The 15706-nt window shown below is 66.0% G+C and carries 15 protein-coding genes; 5 read left to right on the top strand and 10 right to left on the bottom strand.

The features are described from left to right. The 8 genes from ACEWQZ_RS10060 to radA all read right to left on the bottom strand — a co-directional run bounded on the left by ACEWQZ_RS10060 (position 1) and on the right by radA (position 8038). A complete protein-coding gene (locus tag ACEWQZ_RS10060; RefSeq protein ID WP_476482959.1) occupies positions 1-930 on the bottom strand; it encodes a hypothetical protein in 930 nt (309 codons plus the stop codon). Positions 931-1055: 125 nt separating this feature from the next. Further along, positions 1056-1793 carry an S-methyl-5'-thioinosine phosphorylase gene (locus ACEWQZ_RS10055; RefSeq protein ID WP_476482958.1) on the bottom strand — a complete coding sequence of 246 codons (738 nt, stop codon included), beginning with the start codon at positions 1791-1793 and terminating at the stop codon, positions 1056-1058. Then, positions 1790-2350 carry a phosphoribosyltransferase family protein gene (locus ACEWQZ_RS10050; RefSeq protein WP_476482957.1) on the bottom strand — a complete coding sequence of 187 codons (561 nt, stop codon included), beginning with the start codon at positions 2348-2350 and terminating at the stop codon, positions 1790-1792. Before ACEWQZ_RS10050 ends, ACEWQZ_RS10055 begins: the two co-directional genes overlap by 4 nt. Continuing rightward, positions 2340-3497 carry a mechanosensitive ion channel family protein gene (locus tag ACEWQZ_RS10045; protein WP_476482956.1) on the bottom strand — a complete coding sequence of 386 codons (1158 nt, stop codon included), beginning with the start codon at positions 3495-3497 and terminating at the stop codon, positions 2340-2342. Before ACEWQZ_RS10045 ends, ACEWQZ_RS10050 begins: the two co-directional genes overlap by 11 nt. A 34-nt stretch (positions 3498-3531) precedes the next feature. Beyond that, positions 3532-4551 carry a beta-N-acetylhexosaminidase gene (nagZ, locus tag ACEWQZ_RS10040; RefSeq protein WP_476482955.1) on the bottom strand — a complete coding sequence of 340 codons (1020 nt, stop codon included), beginning with the start codon at positions 4549-4551 and terminating at the stop codon, positions 3532-3534. Further along, positions 4548-5873: a 23S rRNA (uracil(1939)-C(5))-methyltransferase RlmD gene (rlmD, locus tag ACEWQZ_RS10035; protein ID WP_476482954.1), complete on the bottom strand. Its 1326-nt coding sequence runs from the start codon at positions 5871-5873 to the stop codon at positions 4548-4550. The genes nagZ and rlmD overlap by 4 nt, the downstream gene beginning before the upstream one ends. A 125-nt stretch (positions 5874-5998) precedes the next feature. Then, positions 5999-6580 carry a YdbL family probable chaperone protein gene (locus tag ACEWQZ_RS10030; protein WP_476482953.1) on the bottom strand — a complete coding sequence of 194 codons (582 nt, stop codon included), beginning with the start codon at positions 6578-6580 and terminating at the stop codon, positions 5999-6001. Positions 6581-6661: 81 nt separating this feature from the next. Next, positions 6662-8038 (bottom strand): DNA repair protein RadA, encoded by a 1377-nt coding sequence (gene radA / locus ACEWQZ_RS10025; RefSeq protein WP_476482952.1) that lies wholly within the window; start codon positions 8036-8038, stop codon positions 6662-6664. Between the two features lie 230 nt (positions 8039-8268). On the opposite strand from radA, the gene pspF reads away from it, so the two are divergent. Continuing rightward, positions 8269-9282: a phage shock protein operon transcriptional activator gene (gene pspF, locus ACEWQZ_RS10020; protein ID WP_476482951.1), complete on the top strand. Its 1014-nt coding sequence runs from the start codon at positions 8269-8271 to the stop codon at positions 9280-9282. A 69-nt stretch (positions 9283-9351) separates the two neighbouring features. Then, on the top strand, positions 9352-10128 hold the full coding sequence (locus ACEWQZ_RS10015) for an SIR2 family NAD-dependent protein deacylase (protein ID WP_476482950.1): 777 nt from the start codon (positions 9352-9354) through the stop codon (positions 10126-10128). On the opposite strand, the gene ACEWQZ_RS10010 is transcribed toward ACEWQZ_RS10015, so the two are convergent. Together ACEWQZ_RS10010 and ACEWQZ_RS10005 are read right to left on the bottom strand one after the other, a co-directional pair. Beyond that, on the bottom strand, positions 10122-11495 hold the full coding sequence (locus ACEWQZ_RS10010) for a hypothetical protein (protein WP_476482949.1): 1374 nt from the start codon (positions 11493-11495) through the stop codon (positions 10122-10124). The genes ACEWQZ_RS10015 and ACEWQZ_RS10010 overlap by 7 nt on opposite strands. 48 nt (positions 11496-11543) lie before the next feature. After that, a complete protein-coding gene (locus tag ACEWQZ_RS10005) occupies positions 11544-11744 on the bottom strand; it encodes a hypothetical protein (protein WP_476482948.1) in 201 nt (66 codons plus the stop codon). A 245-nt stretch (positions 11745-11989) separates the two neighbouring features. On the opposite strand from ACEWQZ_RS10005, the gene tdh reads away from it, so the two are divergent. The 3 genes from tdh to ACEWQZ_RS09990 all read left to right on the top strand — a co-directional run bounded on the left by tdh (position 11990) and on the right by ACEWQZ_RS09990 (position 15669). Continuing rightward, on the top strand, positions 11990-13036 hold the full coding sequence (gene tdh, locus ACEWQZ_RS10000; protein ID WP_476482947.1) for an L-threonine 3-dehydrogenase: 1047 nt from the start codon (positions 11990-11992) through the stop codon (positions 13034-13036). Positions 13037-13097: 61 nt separating this feature from the next. Further along, positions 13098-14291, top strand: a complete 1194-nt coding sequence (gene kbl, locus ACEWQZ_RS09995; RefSeq protein ID WP_476482946.1) for a glycine C-acetyltransferase — start codon at positions 13098-13100, stop codon at positions 14289-14291. Positions 14292-14334: 43 nt separating this feature from the next. Next, complete coding sequence (locus ACEWQZ_RS09990; RefSeq protein ID WP_476482945.1) at positions 14335-15669, top strand: MFS transporter; 1335 nt, start codon at positions 14335-14337, stop codon at positions 15667-15669. Positions 15670-15706: the final 37 nt, after the last annotated feature.

The raw sequence follows: 15706 nt of genomic DNA, 5'->3' as shown, positions 1-15706 counted from the left end.
TCAAAACCCCACCGCCGCCACAGCTCGATTGACCAACAACCGTCCCGTCGTATAGCAGGCGTTGAGAAAGGCGGCGATATTTTCCGGTGATTCGCCCGACTGGCGGTGCAGCTCGTCGATGCTCAACGGCGCGCGGATCAGAATGCGGGCGAGCTGCGCATAGCGCTCGTTCTTCATTGCCTCGCTCGGCGCCTGGGTCAGCATGAACTGCACGTCTCCCAGCAGATCCGGATGCAGCCGGCCACGCGCCTGGGCCAGGCCGGCGAACCACTTCAATTCGCTCAGCGGGCGGCGGACGACGCTTTCCACCTCGGCCACCAGGTCAGCGCTGGAAACCGGTTTGCCGGCCGATGCCGGCAGCGCCTGGGCAAAGGTCTGGGGCTTCATGTCGGCCATGGGCCCGTCGTAGAACCAGCTGCCGGAGCCGGGATCGATCACCAGGCGCGGCCAGCCGGCGCGATCAATCGCAACCGGACTGTTCCAGGTTTGCCGCCGCAGGTGTTCGGCCAGGGTGGCGTAATCGGGATCGTGGGGTTGCTCGAGTCCGAGCCATTCGGTTGCCCCTTTCCCGGCCGTCTTTGGCGCCTGCTTGCGTTCAGGCTCCGGTGCCGCCTCGTCCCGGGAGCTCAGGCGCTCGAGCAGGTTGAGGAATTCGCGCGAACGCAAGGGCTTGTTGAGCACGTGCTCGGCCGCAAATTCCCGGCGACGGGTGAGCGCAATCGGACTGTGCCCGGACTCGCGCAGCTCGCGCCAGCGCGACTCACCGGCTTCAGTGTCGACATCGACAATGGTCACGTCGCCACCGGGCTCGTCGAGCACTCGCCAGGTTCCCCCCCCGTTGCGCACACCGGCAAGATTGAGCAGCGACCGCATGACGGTCCGCTCCTTCTGGCCGGTTTCGAGTACGGAAAGACTGGGGGTTTCGGGCATTCTCGGATCCTCGCCGGTTCATTTGACGATAACTTACAGGATAAGATCGAATCGAGAAAAAACCAAGCAGAATCAGGGAGAAGCGGGTCACACTTCGCGGCCCCAGGGGCGGGCCCACAGCCCATTCAGAGCGCTGCCACAGGCTCCAGGGCCGCAAACAGCGCTTGCACCCGCCCCATGGCTTTCGACAAAGCTGCGTGGACAGCCTGTTCGCTGACGCCCTGCTCGCCGAGGCCGGCCGCCAGGTTGCCCACCACGCACAGGCTGGCGTAGTCCATGCCGGCCTCACGCGCCAGCGACGCCTCCGGCATGGCGGTCATGCCCACCAGCGTGGCGCCGTCCCGGCTCAGCCGTCGGATTTCTGCGGCGGTTTCCAGGCGCGGTCCCTGAGTGACGGCCAGGCAGCCACCGTCGACACAGTCGATCCCGGCGCGTGCGCACGCCGCCAGCAGGGCCCGACGGGTCGGGCCGGCGAAGGGCTCGCCGAACTCGACGTGCTGCAGCGGACTGATGTCATCATCGCTGAAGCTGTGCGCACGACCCCAGGTGTAGTCCAGCAGCTGATCGGGCACAACCAGCGCCCCCGGACCCGTTTGCGGGCTCATGCTGCCCACCGCGTTGATCGCGATGATGCGGTCGACGCCGAGCCGATGGAGGGCATCGATATTGGCGCGATAATTGATGCGATGCGGCGGCATGCGGTGCGGCCGGCCGTGGCGGGCCAGAAACCAGGCGTCGTTTGCGCCCGCGGTGACTCTGGCCAGCGCGGCCGATGGTCGCCCATAGCGGGTGTCCATGCGCTGTTGTTCATGCACATCGAACAGATCCAGCGCCCCGGTGCCGCCGATGATGCCCAGACTCATGCCGGCAGCGCCCAGATGCCGTCGAGCTGGCGCCACAGCCCGCGGTAGTCCATGCCGCAGCCAAACACGTAGCGATCGGGCACCTCGAGGGCAAAATCATCGACCCAGCCGCGATCGAGGCCGCGATCGTGTTGTTTGCGCGCCAGAACGACCGTACCGACCTGCTCGCAGCCCTGCTCGCGAAAGCGCTCCGCCACCGCGGCGAGGGTGTAGCCCTCGTCGAGAATATCGTCGACCAGCAGCAGTGGACCATCACCGGCCGGCTGCTGCGGCCAGTGTTGCCAATCGATGCTGCCCCCGCGCGTGGCCTCGCGATAGCGCGTGGCGTGCACATAGTCGAAACGCACCGCGCCGCGCAGGCGGCGGCCCAGCTCGATGGCCGGGTACATGCCGCCTTTCATCAGGGCAATGATGGCCAGCGGTCGATCATCGGCGGCAAACCTCTCGGCAACGCGCCTGGCCTGCGCATCGAGCGCGGCATGCACCTGTTCCGCTCCGAACAGGCACTCGGCCCCGGCGGGCCAGTGCGGACTGTCCGCAGCGGCTTCAGCCTTCACCACCACGGCCTCCGTTGTCGTTACCGGACGGGTTCATGATCGATTCGCGCACCTCATCGGCCAGCGCTTCACCCATGTCGACCTTGAGCGTGCGCGTCGGGAAAGCGACCTGGGCGCCGTGGGCCTCGATGATTTCGCCGATGCCGAGCAGCACGTCTTCGCGCTTTTCATGGTATTCGGTCCACACCACGGTCTTGGTGAAGCAGTAGAGCATGATGTCGAGCGAGCTCGGGCCGAAACGATCGAAGTGCACCATCGTCGTCTGCGTGGTATCGAGATCTTCATGACTCATGACGTAGGCGCGGATGGCCTTGACGAGCTCGCGCAGCACGCCGAAGTCATCGTAGCGAACGCCGATATGCTCGGCAATGCGGCGATGACTCATGCGCGAGGGGTTTTCCAGCGTCACCGTCGTGAAGGTGGCGTTGGGCACGTACATCGGGCGCTTGTCGAACTTGCGGATGGTGGTGATGCGCCAGTCGATGCGTTCGACCGTGCCCTCGATCTCGCGGTCGGGCGAGCGCACCCAGTCGCCAACCGAAAACGGCCGATCCATGAAGACGGTAAAGCCGCCGAAGAAATTGGCCAGCATGTCGCGCGCGGCCATGCCCACGGCCAGACCGCCGACGCCGCCGGCGGCCAGCAGGCCCGAAATCGGAATCTCGAGAATGCTCAGGCCGGTGAGAATGCCGGTGACCACGAAGGCAATGCGCACGATACGGGCAAGCACGGTCACGGTGGTCACGTCGACGTGCTCGTCACGCATGCGCCGATGCGCAATGAAGGCCCTCTCGAAACCGGTACTCAGACGAAACAGGAACCAGGTGGCTCCCACCACCACGCCGAGCTGCTGGGCAATGTCGAGAAACTCGGGCGCAAAGGCCACAACCTCGGTGTGGGGCGCAATCGCGCGCGCGGCGATCACCAGCCCCTGCCACCAGATCAACAGCGAAATCGGGCGCTGGCCGGCGTGGACCAGGGCGTTGTCCCACAGGTGTGTACTGCGGTCGGCCAGGCGACCGAGGTGGGTGATGAAGATGCGGTAAACGAGCTCGAGCAGCAAGGCTGCCAGCACAATGACGAAGGCCTTGACCAGCCAGGTAGGAACCCCGGCGAGGCTGCTGAAATAATCGAATAGTTCTTGCATGCTTGTCCCTGATTCCTGATCCCGGGTTTGGCGCTCAGCGGCAAAGCGCCCTGAGCGAGTCGCGCCAGGCCCGGAACTCGGGCACCAGCAGTTGCTCATCAAGGCTGGCCATGGCCCGGCCGTAGAGTCGCTCCAGCTTGCCGGCCGGCGGCACCGGCCACTGGCTGTCATCCTCGAGCAGCGAGCGCACCGATTCCGGGCGGCAGACCAGCACCGCATCGCAACCGGCCGCCAGCGATTTCGAAACGCGCTCGGCCAGAGCGCCGGCCGGCGCGGCGCCCGCCATGTCCAGATCGTCGGAAATCACCAGCCCGCCGAACCCCAGTCGCTCCCGCAGGATATCGACCACCCAGGCACGCGAGAATCCGGCAGGCTCTGGATCGCGCGCCGGATAGCAAACGTGCGCCATCATGATGCTGTCAAGCCGCGCAGCGAGTTCGGCAAACGGCGCCAGATCTTCATCCAGGGCACTGAGGTCGCGGTTGTCGACCACGACTTCATGATGAGAGTCGGCCGCCACCGAGCCGTGCCCCGGAAAATGCTTGGCGCAGCAACGCATGCCCGCATCCTTCATTCCGGCAGTGTAGAAAGCACCCAGATCGGCGACGGCCTCGGGATCCGAGCTCATGCTGCGATCGCCAATGACGGTGCTGCCGCGATCCAGATCAAGCACCGGAGCAAAACTCAGATCGACGCCGTGACCGAGCAGCTCGGCGGCCATCACGCGGCCGTGGCGGTAGGCCAGATCGCGGGCGCGATCGGGATACGTACGATACCAGCGCCCGATCACCGCCGGCGGCGGCAGCGGCGTAAACCCCGCCCGGAAGCGCTGCACCCGCCCGCCCTCCTGATCAACGGTGACCGGCAGGCGCGGCGAACGCAGCGCGGCAATGGCAGCGGTCAGCGCGCGCAGCTGATCGGGCGACGCGTAATTGCGGGCAAACAGGATCACACCGCCCACGGCCGGATGGCAAAGGCGCTCAGCGGTGGCCTGGTCAAGCTCGGTGCCGTCGATACCCACGATCAACGGCCCCAGCGGCAAGGTTCGACTCATATGCGCTCGAACAGGGCGATGGATTCAACGTGCGCAGTATGCGGAAACATGTCGGCAATACCCGCTCCGACCAGGCGAAAGCCGTGCTGCCGCGTGAGTTCACCGGCATCGCGCGCCAGCGTGCCGGGGTTGCAGGAGACATAAACCACCCGCTTCGCCCCTGAACCGGCAATCATCGGCAGCACCTCGAACGCACCGCTGCGCGGCGGATCGATCAGCACGCCGTCGAAGCCGGCGCGGTACCAGGGCCGGGAAGACACATCCGCGGTGAGATCGGCCACGTCGAGCTCGACGTTATCAAGCTGGTTGCGTCGGGCGTTGGCACCGGCTGCCTCGATCAATTCGGCTGCGCCCTCGATGCCGGTAACGTGACCGGCGCGGGTAGCCAGCGGCAGGGTGAAATTGCCCAGGCCGCAGAACAGGTCAAGCACGCGATCTTCCGGCCCCGGATCGAGCAGCTCCAGCGCCCGGGCAACCAGCGCACGATTGATCGCGGCGTTGACCTGAATGAAATGCTGCGGGTGAAAAGCCAGCTCCAGACCGAAATCGTCGAGCCGATAGCTCAACTCGTGTTCATCGGGCCAGAGCCTGTGCACGGTCTCGGGCCCTTTGGGCTGGAGATAAACCGCAATGCCATTTTCGTCTGACCAGCGCTTGAGCGCCATGACATCGTCGGCCGTCAATTCGCGCATATGGCGGATGACCATCGCCGAGGCGTCATCACCGCTGGCGGTCTCGATCTGCGGCACGGCGTCGTCCACCGAAAGCTCGCCAATCAGCTCGGACAGGCTCTGCAGGCGGTCGCTGAAATCCGGATGCAGTACCCGGCAGTCGCCGATATCGGCCACGAACCGGCCCTGCGGCTCACGAAACCCCACCAGCACGCGCCCCTTGCCCTTGACCCGCCGCGCGCTCAAGCGGCTGCGGCGGCGGTAATACCAGGGCTCGGCCGCGATCGGCTGCCACCACTCGTCGGGGCGCACCTCGCCAATGCGCTCGAGGTTGTCGACCAGGCGCTTGTGCTTCCATTCGATCTGGGCGGCGTGATCGAGATGCTGCAGCGCACAGCCGCCGCAGCGATCGAACCACGGGCAATCAGGCTCGACGCGCTCGGGCGAAGCCGCGATCACTTCTTCACACAGCGCTTCGTCAAAACGCCGGTTGCGCCCGATCAGCCGAGCCGAAACGGTCTCGCCCGGAAGCGCACCGTGCACGAACACGGCCTTGTCGCCGTGCCGCCCCACGCCGCGCCCGTCGTGCGAGAGATCGCTGATTTCAACCGTGATCGGCTCTGTCGGCAGGCGACGACGTCTTCTTCCCATGAATACCTGTTTCTGGTTAGCTGGTTAGCTGGTTAGCTGGTTAGCTGGTTAGCTGGTTGGCTGGTTGGCTGGTTGGCTGGTTAGAAAAGCCTATCCCGGCGCAACTAGCCAACTAGCCAACCCACCTATTTCTGCGTCCAGCTTCCGTCTTCCTGCTGGTAGTACCAGCCCGATTTCGCGTTCGCGATCCACTGGCGCGCGAAGGTCTCGCGAATATCGTCTTCCCACTCGGGATGGCCATTAGCAATCGCGATTTCGCGATAGACGGCGTTGCGATCAGCGTTCTCCTCGTTGACCACGCGCTCGAGATTGCGGCGTTCGGACAGGCCGACCGCCGAGCGCTCGCGAATTTCGACCAGGCCGTCGCGCGAAAAACCGATGGCGCCGGCGTCGAACCACGCCGCCAGCTGCTCGCGCTGGCGCTGAGCCATGCGCTGCTTGATCGACTGGATCTGCGGGGTGTTGATATCGATGTCCGGGCTCTGGGCATGCGCTGCGGCAACCGGCGAGAGCGCGTGCCACCAGGGCGTGCGCGCGGCCTGGGGCTCATCCGAAGGCGCCGCCGGCACATCGTCGCCGAGCACGTCGCGGATGAAACGGTCCGCCGCCCGCTCGGCCGCTGCCTCGGGAAAATACACGTTGATCGTCACGCAGGCCGCCAGTATCAGCACGCTGGCAATACCGGCAAGCGAAATGCATCGGTTCATGTCTGGACTCTCCAAGGAAACCTGAATGGCAATCTCACACGCAGGCCCTGAATTATGCCTGAACGGGCACCGGCCCGCTGATCAAACATCGCGCGCTGCCGCCAGCGCGTCACTCAGGCGCTTGCAGCCGCGGGCGGTGATGCGGGCCTTGACGCCCTTGAGATTGGCTTCGGGCACCAGCGCGGTGTCAAAGCCCTGCCCGGCCGCCTCACGCAGGCGCTCCTCGCCGTTGTAGACCGGGCGCAGTTCCCCGGCCAGCCCCACCTCACCAAAAGCGACCAGCCCTCGGGGCAGGGGTTTTTCCCGCAGTGAAGACTGAATTGCCAGCGCAATGGCCAGGTCGCTGGCGGTTTCCGTCACCCGCATGCCGCCGGCGACGCTGACGAATACGTCCATGTCGCCGACGACCACGCCGGCGTGGCGATTCATGACCGCCAAAAGCATCGCCAGGCGGTTGGGGTCGACACCAACCGCCACCCGCCGCGGGTTGGACAGATTCGACGGCGCCACCAGGGCCTGCACCTCGACCATCATCGGCCGCGTGCCCTCACGCGTGACCAGCACGCAGCTGCCCGGCGCCGGATCTTCCTGACCCGACAGAAAGATGGCCGAAGGATTGGCGACCGCCTTGAGACCCTTGTCGGTCATGGCGAACACGCCCAGCTCGTTGGCCGCACCGAAGCGGTTCTTGACCGCACGAACCAGGCGATAGCGGCTGCCGGAATCGGAGGCGAAATACAGCACCGCGTCGACCATGTGCTCGAGCACGCGCGGGCCGGCCAGCGCGCCTTCCTTGGTAACGTGGCCCACCAGCACCACGGCACAGCCGGTCTGCTTGGCAAACTGCACCAGGCGGGCGGCGCATTCGCGCACCTGGGCCACCGCACCGGGCGCGGACTGCAGCGCCTCGGTCCACAGCGTCTGAATGGAATCCACCACCATGAAGGCCGGTTTGCGCGCGGCCGCCGTGGCCAGAATCACTTCCAGGCTGGTTTCGGTCAGGCAGTCCAGGCGGGCGGGATCGAGATTCAGCCGGCGCGCGCGCATCGCCACCTGCGCGGCCGACTCCTCGCCGGTGATATACAGGCTGCCGTGGCCGGCGGCCACCGCATCCTGGGCCTGCAGCAGCAGCGTGGATTTGCCGATGCCCGGATCACCGCCGAGCAGCACCACCGAGCCGGGCACCAGGCCGCCGCCGAGCACGCGATCGAGCTCGCTGAGGCCCGAAGACAGACGATCGCGGGCGGCCTCCGCCCGCACCTCGGCCAGATTGCTGACCGCGGCCGATGCCGTGCCGGTCCAGTTGCCCCGGCCTTTCGGGCCCTTGACCGCAGCCTGCACCGCGGCCACGCCTTCCTCCATGGTGTTCCACGCCTGGCAGTCGGGGCACTGCCCCGACCACTTGGGTGAGCTCGCGCCGCACTCGCGGCAGGTATACACTGACTTGGGCCTGGCCATGCACGTATTCTGGCAGAGATGGCGACCGGGAAGGCAATGTTGGTGATTGAACTGCAAACACCCAATCCGAAATACGACATCCGAAACAACTCCGAAAACCCGGGCCGACTCAGCGTGTCTGCCAATTCCGGCCCGGAGCGCTGGTTTCGGATTTGCTGCTTCGGATGCGGAATTTTGCGCTCACCCGGCAGCCCGCCGAAAGGGTATTGCACCGGTGTGGCCGCAGCCCAATGAGCCCGACTGAGCAGCCAGTCATCGGTCAATCCCCGGCGTTCCTCGACGTGATCGAGGACATCTCCCGGGCGGCGGCGCTGAATCGCCCGGTGCTGATCGTGGGCGAGCGCGGCACCGGCAAGGAAGTAGTCGCCGAGCGGCTGCATTATCTCTCGCCACGCTGGGATCAACCGCTGGTCAAACTCAATTGCGCGGCAATCAGCGAATCGCTGCTTGAATCCGAACTGTTCGGCCACGAGGCCGGCGCCTTTACCGACGCGTCCAGACAGCGCGCGGGGCGCTTCGAGCGCGCCGACGGCGGCACCCTGTTTCTCGACGAGCTGGCCAGCACCTCGCTGGCGGTACAGGAGAAGATCCTGCGCGTGATCGAGTACGGTCAGTTCGAGCGCCTGGGCTCGACCCGGCCGCTGGAAGTCGACGTGCGCATCGTGGGCGCCAGCAACGTCGACCTGCCGTCACTGGCCGCTGAGGGCCGCTTTCGCGCCGATCTTCTCGACCGCCTGGCCTTCGATGTCATCACCCTGCCGCCGCTGCGGGAGCGGCGCGAGGACATCCTGCCGCTGGCCGAACATTTTGCCATGCGCATGACCCGCGAGATGAACCGGCCGTTCTTCGCCGGCTTCTCGTCTGCCGTCATCGACGCCCTGCTCGCCTACCCCTGGCCGGGCAACGTGCGTGAACTCAAGAACGTGGTCGAGCGGGCGGTCTATCGTCTCACAGAACCGCAAGCGGCGGTCGAGACGATCGAGTTCGACCCTTTTGCCTCGCCCTGGCGACCGCAGGCCGCAGACCAGGACGACCGCCTGCCGGATCCGGCAAAGGGCAACATCGACCTGCGCGCCTGGCTCGACAAGCAGGAACGGCGCCTGACCGAAGCCGCCCTGGCGGCCGCTGGCGGCCAGCAGACGCGCGCCGCCGAAAAGCTCGGCCTGAGTTACGACCAGCTGCGCGGCATCGTCCGCAAACACGGTATCGGCCGCCGACCCGATGCCGGCGAAGACGACAGCTGAAGCCTGCAGCAGCCACTCACCGGCCCGCGTGTGCCACGATAGGCTCACCCCATGGGAAGTAAAACACGCATGAATACAATAACCTGCAGCGACCCCGAGCGCCTGCCTGCCGATCTGAGCGACACCCTGCGCCAGGCCCGGCGAGTGGCCGTGCTGACCGGCGCCGGCGTATCGGCCGAGTCGGGCATTCCGACCTTTCGCGACGCCCAGACCGGCGTCTGGGAGCGCTTCGACCCGATGCAGCTGGCCTCGCCCGACGGCTTTGCCAGCGACCCGGCCACCGTCTGGGACTGGTATCAGTGGCGCCGCGAGCTGATCGGCCGCACCGAACCGAACGCCGGCCACCACGCTCTGGTCAAGCTGGCCGCGCAAGTGCCGCAGCTCGATTTGATCACCCAGAACGTCGACGGCTTTCATTGCCTGGCCGGCTCGGATCCGGTGCTGGAGCTGCACGGCAATATCCAGCGCAGCATCTGCTCGGTCACTCGTCGCGAGATCGACGCAGGCTGGCTGAGCGATCACGCCGACCACAAGCCGCCGCCCTCGCCGCATCATCCCGAAGGTCTCGCCCGTCCCGACGTGATCTGGTTCGGCGAAGCGCTCGATGAGGCCATTCTTCAGGCCGCCTTCGAGATCGCCGAGCACTGCGATCTGATGCTGGTGGCCGGCACCAGTGGCGCCGTTCAGCCCGCCGCCAGCCTGCCGGCCATTGCCGCGCGCAACGGCGCCACGGTCGTCGAGATCAACCCGCAGGAAAGCGAGCTGACGGCCCTGGCGCGCTGGCACCTGGCCGGGCCATCGGCCACCTGGCTGCCGGCCCTGGCGGCATCACTCCAGGCTCACTGAGAGCCAGACCACTGGCACCGCCAGTCCTGCGGGCCGGCGTAGACGATTGATTGCCTGCCCTGCTCGACCTGCTCGCGCAGCCAGTCGACAAACAGCGGATGCGGCGCGAAACCCTCGCCCAGCTCGTAGTCCAGATCCGCAATCAGCTCCCGCGCCGGGCCCTGGCCGGTGGTGCGGGCGGGCACGAGCAGCGCGCGGCCGCCGTTCTGCTGCGCGGCCTCGATCTTCGCGCGCACGTCGTCGACCGCCTGCTCGCGCTTGTCCGGCCAGTCTTCGCGCCAGGTGCCGATCTCGATGGCGCGGAATTCCTCGCCGCCGTGCGCGAGCATCTGCCGGCGCATCGAATCGAGCAGCGCCAGCCAGCGCGCGTTGCCTTCATCATCGCCCTTGCCGTGGGCGACCAGCAGCACGGTTTCGCGCTCGGGCGCCTCGGAAAGCTCACGCGCGCGCTCGAGCAGCGCCCGGGCAAACAGCGAATGATCCTCGAGCCCGCCGCGGGTAACCACCGGCAGCGAGGTCAGCACCCGGGGTGCCGGCTCGCCGTGGCCGTGCATGGGCCCGAGATCGGCCGGCCGGCAGGATTCGTAATCGGCGCCGATCAGGCGCTCGATACCGCCGATGAACGAGTCGGCCATGCTGAACACGCGCACGATCACCACCGCCTCGGCCCCGCGCTGCTGCAGTCGCTCGATAGCGCGGGTGAGCGTGCCGGCTCCGCCCATCGAGAAGGCGAAATCCAGCAGGTAGTCCTCGGCCAGGGGGGCCGCGGCCTGGCGCATGGTCTCGTTCCAGTGAAAGCCGGCGCCGTGAGCGTGCACGATCACGCCCAGGCGCTTGTCCTCAACGGGCTGATAGCGGGCCGCCTCGCGCTGCATCCAGGCCGTTACCGCCGGATGCGAAAACAACTCGCCATGGATCAGCTCGGCGCCGTCGGGCAGCGAGCGCTCGAGCCAGTTCGAATAAGCCATCATTTCGCTGAACATCGGCCCGGCCTGCAGCGGCAGCACTCGGTCCTGCTCGCCCAGATCGTCCAGCGCCGCGGACAGGTCGTCGTCCTGCAGTGGCACGCGCGCCTGCACCGAATCGAAGTGCCGGCCGCCGGCGGCAGCCACGGCGAGCTTCTCCAGCGCGCGAGACATGGCGTCCGCGTTGGCCGCATCGCTGGCACCATGGCCCACCGCCACAAGGCGGCCGGCGTGGGTGCGGGCGTTTGCCAGTCGATCACCCGCGGCGCGAACTGCAAGATAGCTCTGACCGAAGGGGCGCCCGAGCACGATTTCCCCGCTGCGGGCCGCCACGTCGCGGCGCCAGTCTTCGATGCGTTCGAAATCAGGATGAGCGGCCGTGAGATAGAGCGGCAGCAGCACCACGCGCTCGGCGCCGGCAGCGCGCAGCGATTCGACGGCGCGGTGGAATTAGGGTTTGCCGCGTTCGTCGGTCACGAAAACCAGGCGGGCATCGCGCGCTTCGGCCAACGGCTCGAAGGCCGCCCGCGCCAGGTTGTTGCCGACAAAGCCGCGATCGGGCGCCAGCACGATATAGCCGGGGTCAGCGTTCGCCGCGGCGGCAAGAAAGAACAGGAAAATGGCCAGCACGGGCTCGAATCGATGCGTCATGCATTCAGCTCCCAGGGTGCAATGAGTTCAAACCGGCCCTTGCCATGCACGCCACCAGGGCCTGCACGGAACCCGGCTGGCTTGCACGAACTGCCCTTTCTCAGGGCGCCGCGCTGGCTGCAGGTGACGGGTCACGACACGTGAAATGCGAATTGTTCGCATTGGCGGCGAACTTGTCAAGCCGGCCACCCGATTTGGCGCAAGGCCCTATAATGGGCCTCTTTGCCCAACCCCGGAGACCATCCATGACGAGCACCATGCGCGCGCTGGTCAAGCCCGACGCGGCTCCCGGCCTGGAACTGCGCGAGGTTCCCGTACCCGCGCCCGGAGCCAACGAGGTTCTGATCAAACTCGAAAAGACCTCTATTTGCGGCACTGATCTGCACATCTACCAATGGGACGAGTGGGCACAGCGCACCATCCGCCCGCCGCTGGTGCTGGGTCACGAATTTGTCGGCCATATCGTCGAGCTGGGATCAGGCGTGCGCGGCTACGAAGAAGGCCAGCGCGTCTCGGCCGAGGGCCACGTGGTCTGCGGCGTGTGCCGCAACTGCCGCGCCGGCAAACCGCATCTGTGCCCCAACACCGAAGGCATCGGCGTCAACCGCGACGGCGGATTTGCCGAATACGTGGTCGTACCGGTGACCAATCTGTGGCCAATTCCCGACGAGATCCCTTCCGAGCTGGCCGCCTTCTTCGACCCCTTCGGCAACGCCGCCCACTGCGCGCTGCAGTTCGACCTGGTGGGCGAAGACGTGCTGATCACCGGCGCCGGCCCGATCGGTATCATCGCTGCCGGCATTGCCAAGCACGTCGGCGCACGCCATATCGTCATCAGCGACGTCAACGATTACCGCCTGCAGCTGGCCCGCGACATGGGCGCCACGCGCACGCTCAACGTCAATGAAGAAAGCCTGCTCGACGTGCGCGCCGAACTGGGCATCGACGGCTTCGATGTCGGCATGGAAATGTCGGGCAATCCCCGCGCCTTCGGCGACCTGCTCAAGCTGATGTACAACGGCGGCAAGGTCGCCCTGCTTGGCCTGCTGCCCAAGAACGCCGGGGTCGACTGGGATCAGGTCATCTTCAAGGGCCTGGAAGTCCACGGCATCTACGGGCGGCGCATGTACGAAACCTGGTACAAGATCACCCAAATGGTGCTCACCGGCTTTCCGCTGCACAAGGCGCTGACCCACCAGATCGCCATCGACGACTTCGAGACCGGCTTCGAACTGATGGCCTCGGGCCAGTGCGGCAAGATCGTGTGCGACTGGACCGGCGAGATCGAGTGAAAGATCAAATGCAGTTGTCCACAGATGGACACAGGCTTCGGGTTTTATAAGGAATCAGGCAATGAGCGACAAAGCAACTCTTCAAAGACTCCGCGACGAGCTGGCGCAGATCGAGGCCGACGGGCTGTACAAGCGCGAGCGTCAGATCACCACGCCGCAGCGCGTCGAGATCGAGACGCTCGAGGGCGGCAAGGTGCTCAACTTCTGCGCCAACAACTACCTCGGCCTGGCCGACAACCCCGAGGTCATTGACGCCGCCCGGAAGGCGCTCGACGACTATGGATTCGGCCTGGCCTCGGTGCGCTTCATCTGCGGCACCCAGGATCTGCACAAAAAGCTCGAAAGAACCATTGCCGAATACTTCGGCAAGGACGATGCGATTCTCTACGCCTCCTGCTTCGACGCCAACGGCGGCCTGTTCGAGCCGCTGCTGGGCCCGGAAGACGCGATCATTTCCGATCAGCTCAACCACGCCTCGATCATCGACGGCGTGCGCCTGTGCAAGGCCGAGCGCCACCGCTATCCGAACTCGGACATGGAGGCACTCGAGGACATCCTGAAGCAAACGCAGGACAAGCGCACCCGCATGATCATCACCGACGGCGTGTTCTCCATGGACGGCTACGTCGCCAAACTCGACGAGATCACCGCCCTGGCAGAAAAATACGACGCGCTCGTCGCCGTTGACGACGCCCACGCCACCGGCTTTTTCGGGCCCACCGGGCGCGGCTCGGCCGAGCACCACGGCGTGCTCGACAAGGTCGATATCTTCACCTCCACCCTGGGCAAGGCCCTGGGCGGCGGCATGGGCGGCTTCACCGTCGCCAGCCAGCCAGTCATCGACATGCTGCGCCAGCGCTCGCGCCCCTATCTGTTCTCGAACTCGCTCGCGCCGCAGTTGGTGGCCGCCAGCCTGAAAGTGTTCGAGATGCTGACCGAATCAAGCGCGCTGCGCGACCGCGTTGACGAAAACACCCGCTTCTTCCGGCAGGCCATGGACGCGGCCGGATTCGAGCTGCTGCCGGGCGAGCATCCGATCGTTCCGGTGATGCTGCACGACGCGCCGCTGGCGCAGAAAATGGCCGACGAACTGCTCGCCGAAGGCATCTACGTGATCGGCTTCTTCTTTCCGGTTGTGCCCAAGGGTCAGGCGCGCATCCGCACCCAGATTTCAGCCGCGCATACCCGCGAGCACCTGGAGCAGGCCGTGGAAGCCTTCACGCGGGTGGGCAAACGCCTGGGCGTGATCGACTGAATCCCGGCGTTCCGGCCGGCAGCGCCGCGTCCGGAGCCATCTGATGGTCACTCGCAAGCGGGCGCCAGCGAAGGAAATCCTCGGTTGGGCGATGTTCGACTTCGCCAACCAGGCCTATACGCTGCTCATCATCACGGTAGTCTTCGGCGACCTGTTTACCCGGGTGATCGTCGGCGACGGCCCCGACTATCGCCTGGGCAACCTGCTGTGGAGCGTTGCCCTGGCGGCTTCCTACGCCCTGGTGGTGGTTGCCAATCCGGTCTGTGGCGCGATCATGGATCACGGCCGCCGGCGCAAGGCCTTTCTGTTTGCCAGCTATCTTCTGACCGTGATCGCCACCGCGCTGTTGTGGTTTGTCGAGCCGGGCTGGATCGTGTTCGCGATGCTGCTGGTCATCGTCTCGAACTTTGCCTACGCCATCGGCGAGGGCTTCATCGCCAGCTTTCTGCCGAGCCTGGGCCCGCGCCGGGACCTGGGCTGGATTTCCGGCCTGGGCTGGTCGCTGGGCTACATCGGCGGGCTGGTCTCGACCGCCTTCGCCCTGCTCTTCCTCGGCGAGGTGAGCCTGGCCAACTACGACAGCGTGCGCTGGGTCGGCCCCTTCGCCGCGGTCTTCTTTCTGATCACCGCCCTGCCGACCTTTCTGTGGCTTAAGGAAAGAGGCGCACGGCGCGCGCTCCGACCCGGCGACAGCGCGGTACACGTCGGCTTCAGGCGCCTGAGACGCACCTTCGGGCGCGTCCGGCATTTTCAAGACATGCGCTGGCTGCTGGCCTCCATCTTCTTCAAGATGGCCGGTATCTACATCGTCATCAGCTTTGCCTTCATCTACGGCGCGCAAGTCATCGGCTGGGACGAATCGATCCGCATCGCCATGTTCGTGACCGTGCAGATCACCGCTGCGCTGGGTGCAATCAGCTTCGGCCTGATTCAGGGGCGCATCGGTGCGCGCCGCACATATCTGACCACCCTGGTGCTGTGGCTGGCAGCCATTGCCGCCATCTGGCAGACCCCGGCGGTTGCCGAGCTGGCGCGCAACTGGCTGGGCGTGCGCTGGCAGGCCCAGCACGTCTTTCTCGGCGCCGGCCTGCTGGCGGGCCTGAGCCTGGGTTCGTCGCAATCGGCCGGGCGCGCCCTGGTCGGCGCGCTGACACCGCGCGGCAAGGCCGCCGAGTTCTTCGGCTTCTGGGGCACAGCGGGCAAACTGGCCGCCATTTTCGGTATCCTTGGTCTGGGCCTGCTGCAAGCCTGGCTGGGACTGGCCACGGCCATCGTCTTCTGCCTGCTGCTGTTTTCCGCCGCCATCGTCTGCGCCTGGCCCATCAACGAAACCCGCGGCCACCACGCAGCCGACAGCTGGAAAGAGAACCAACTGTGAAGCCTCAAGAAAAGCCCCGCCACACTTCACACTTCAC

This window comes from Wenzhouxiangella sp. YN1 (genome assembly GCF_056324145.1).
The sequence above is the reverse complement of the archived record's forward strand: the minus strand, read 5'-3'. Positions and strand labels throughout refer to the sequence as shown.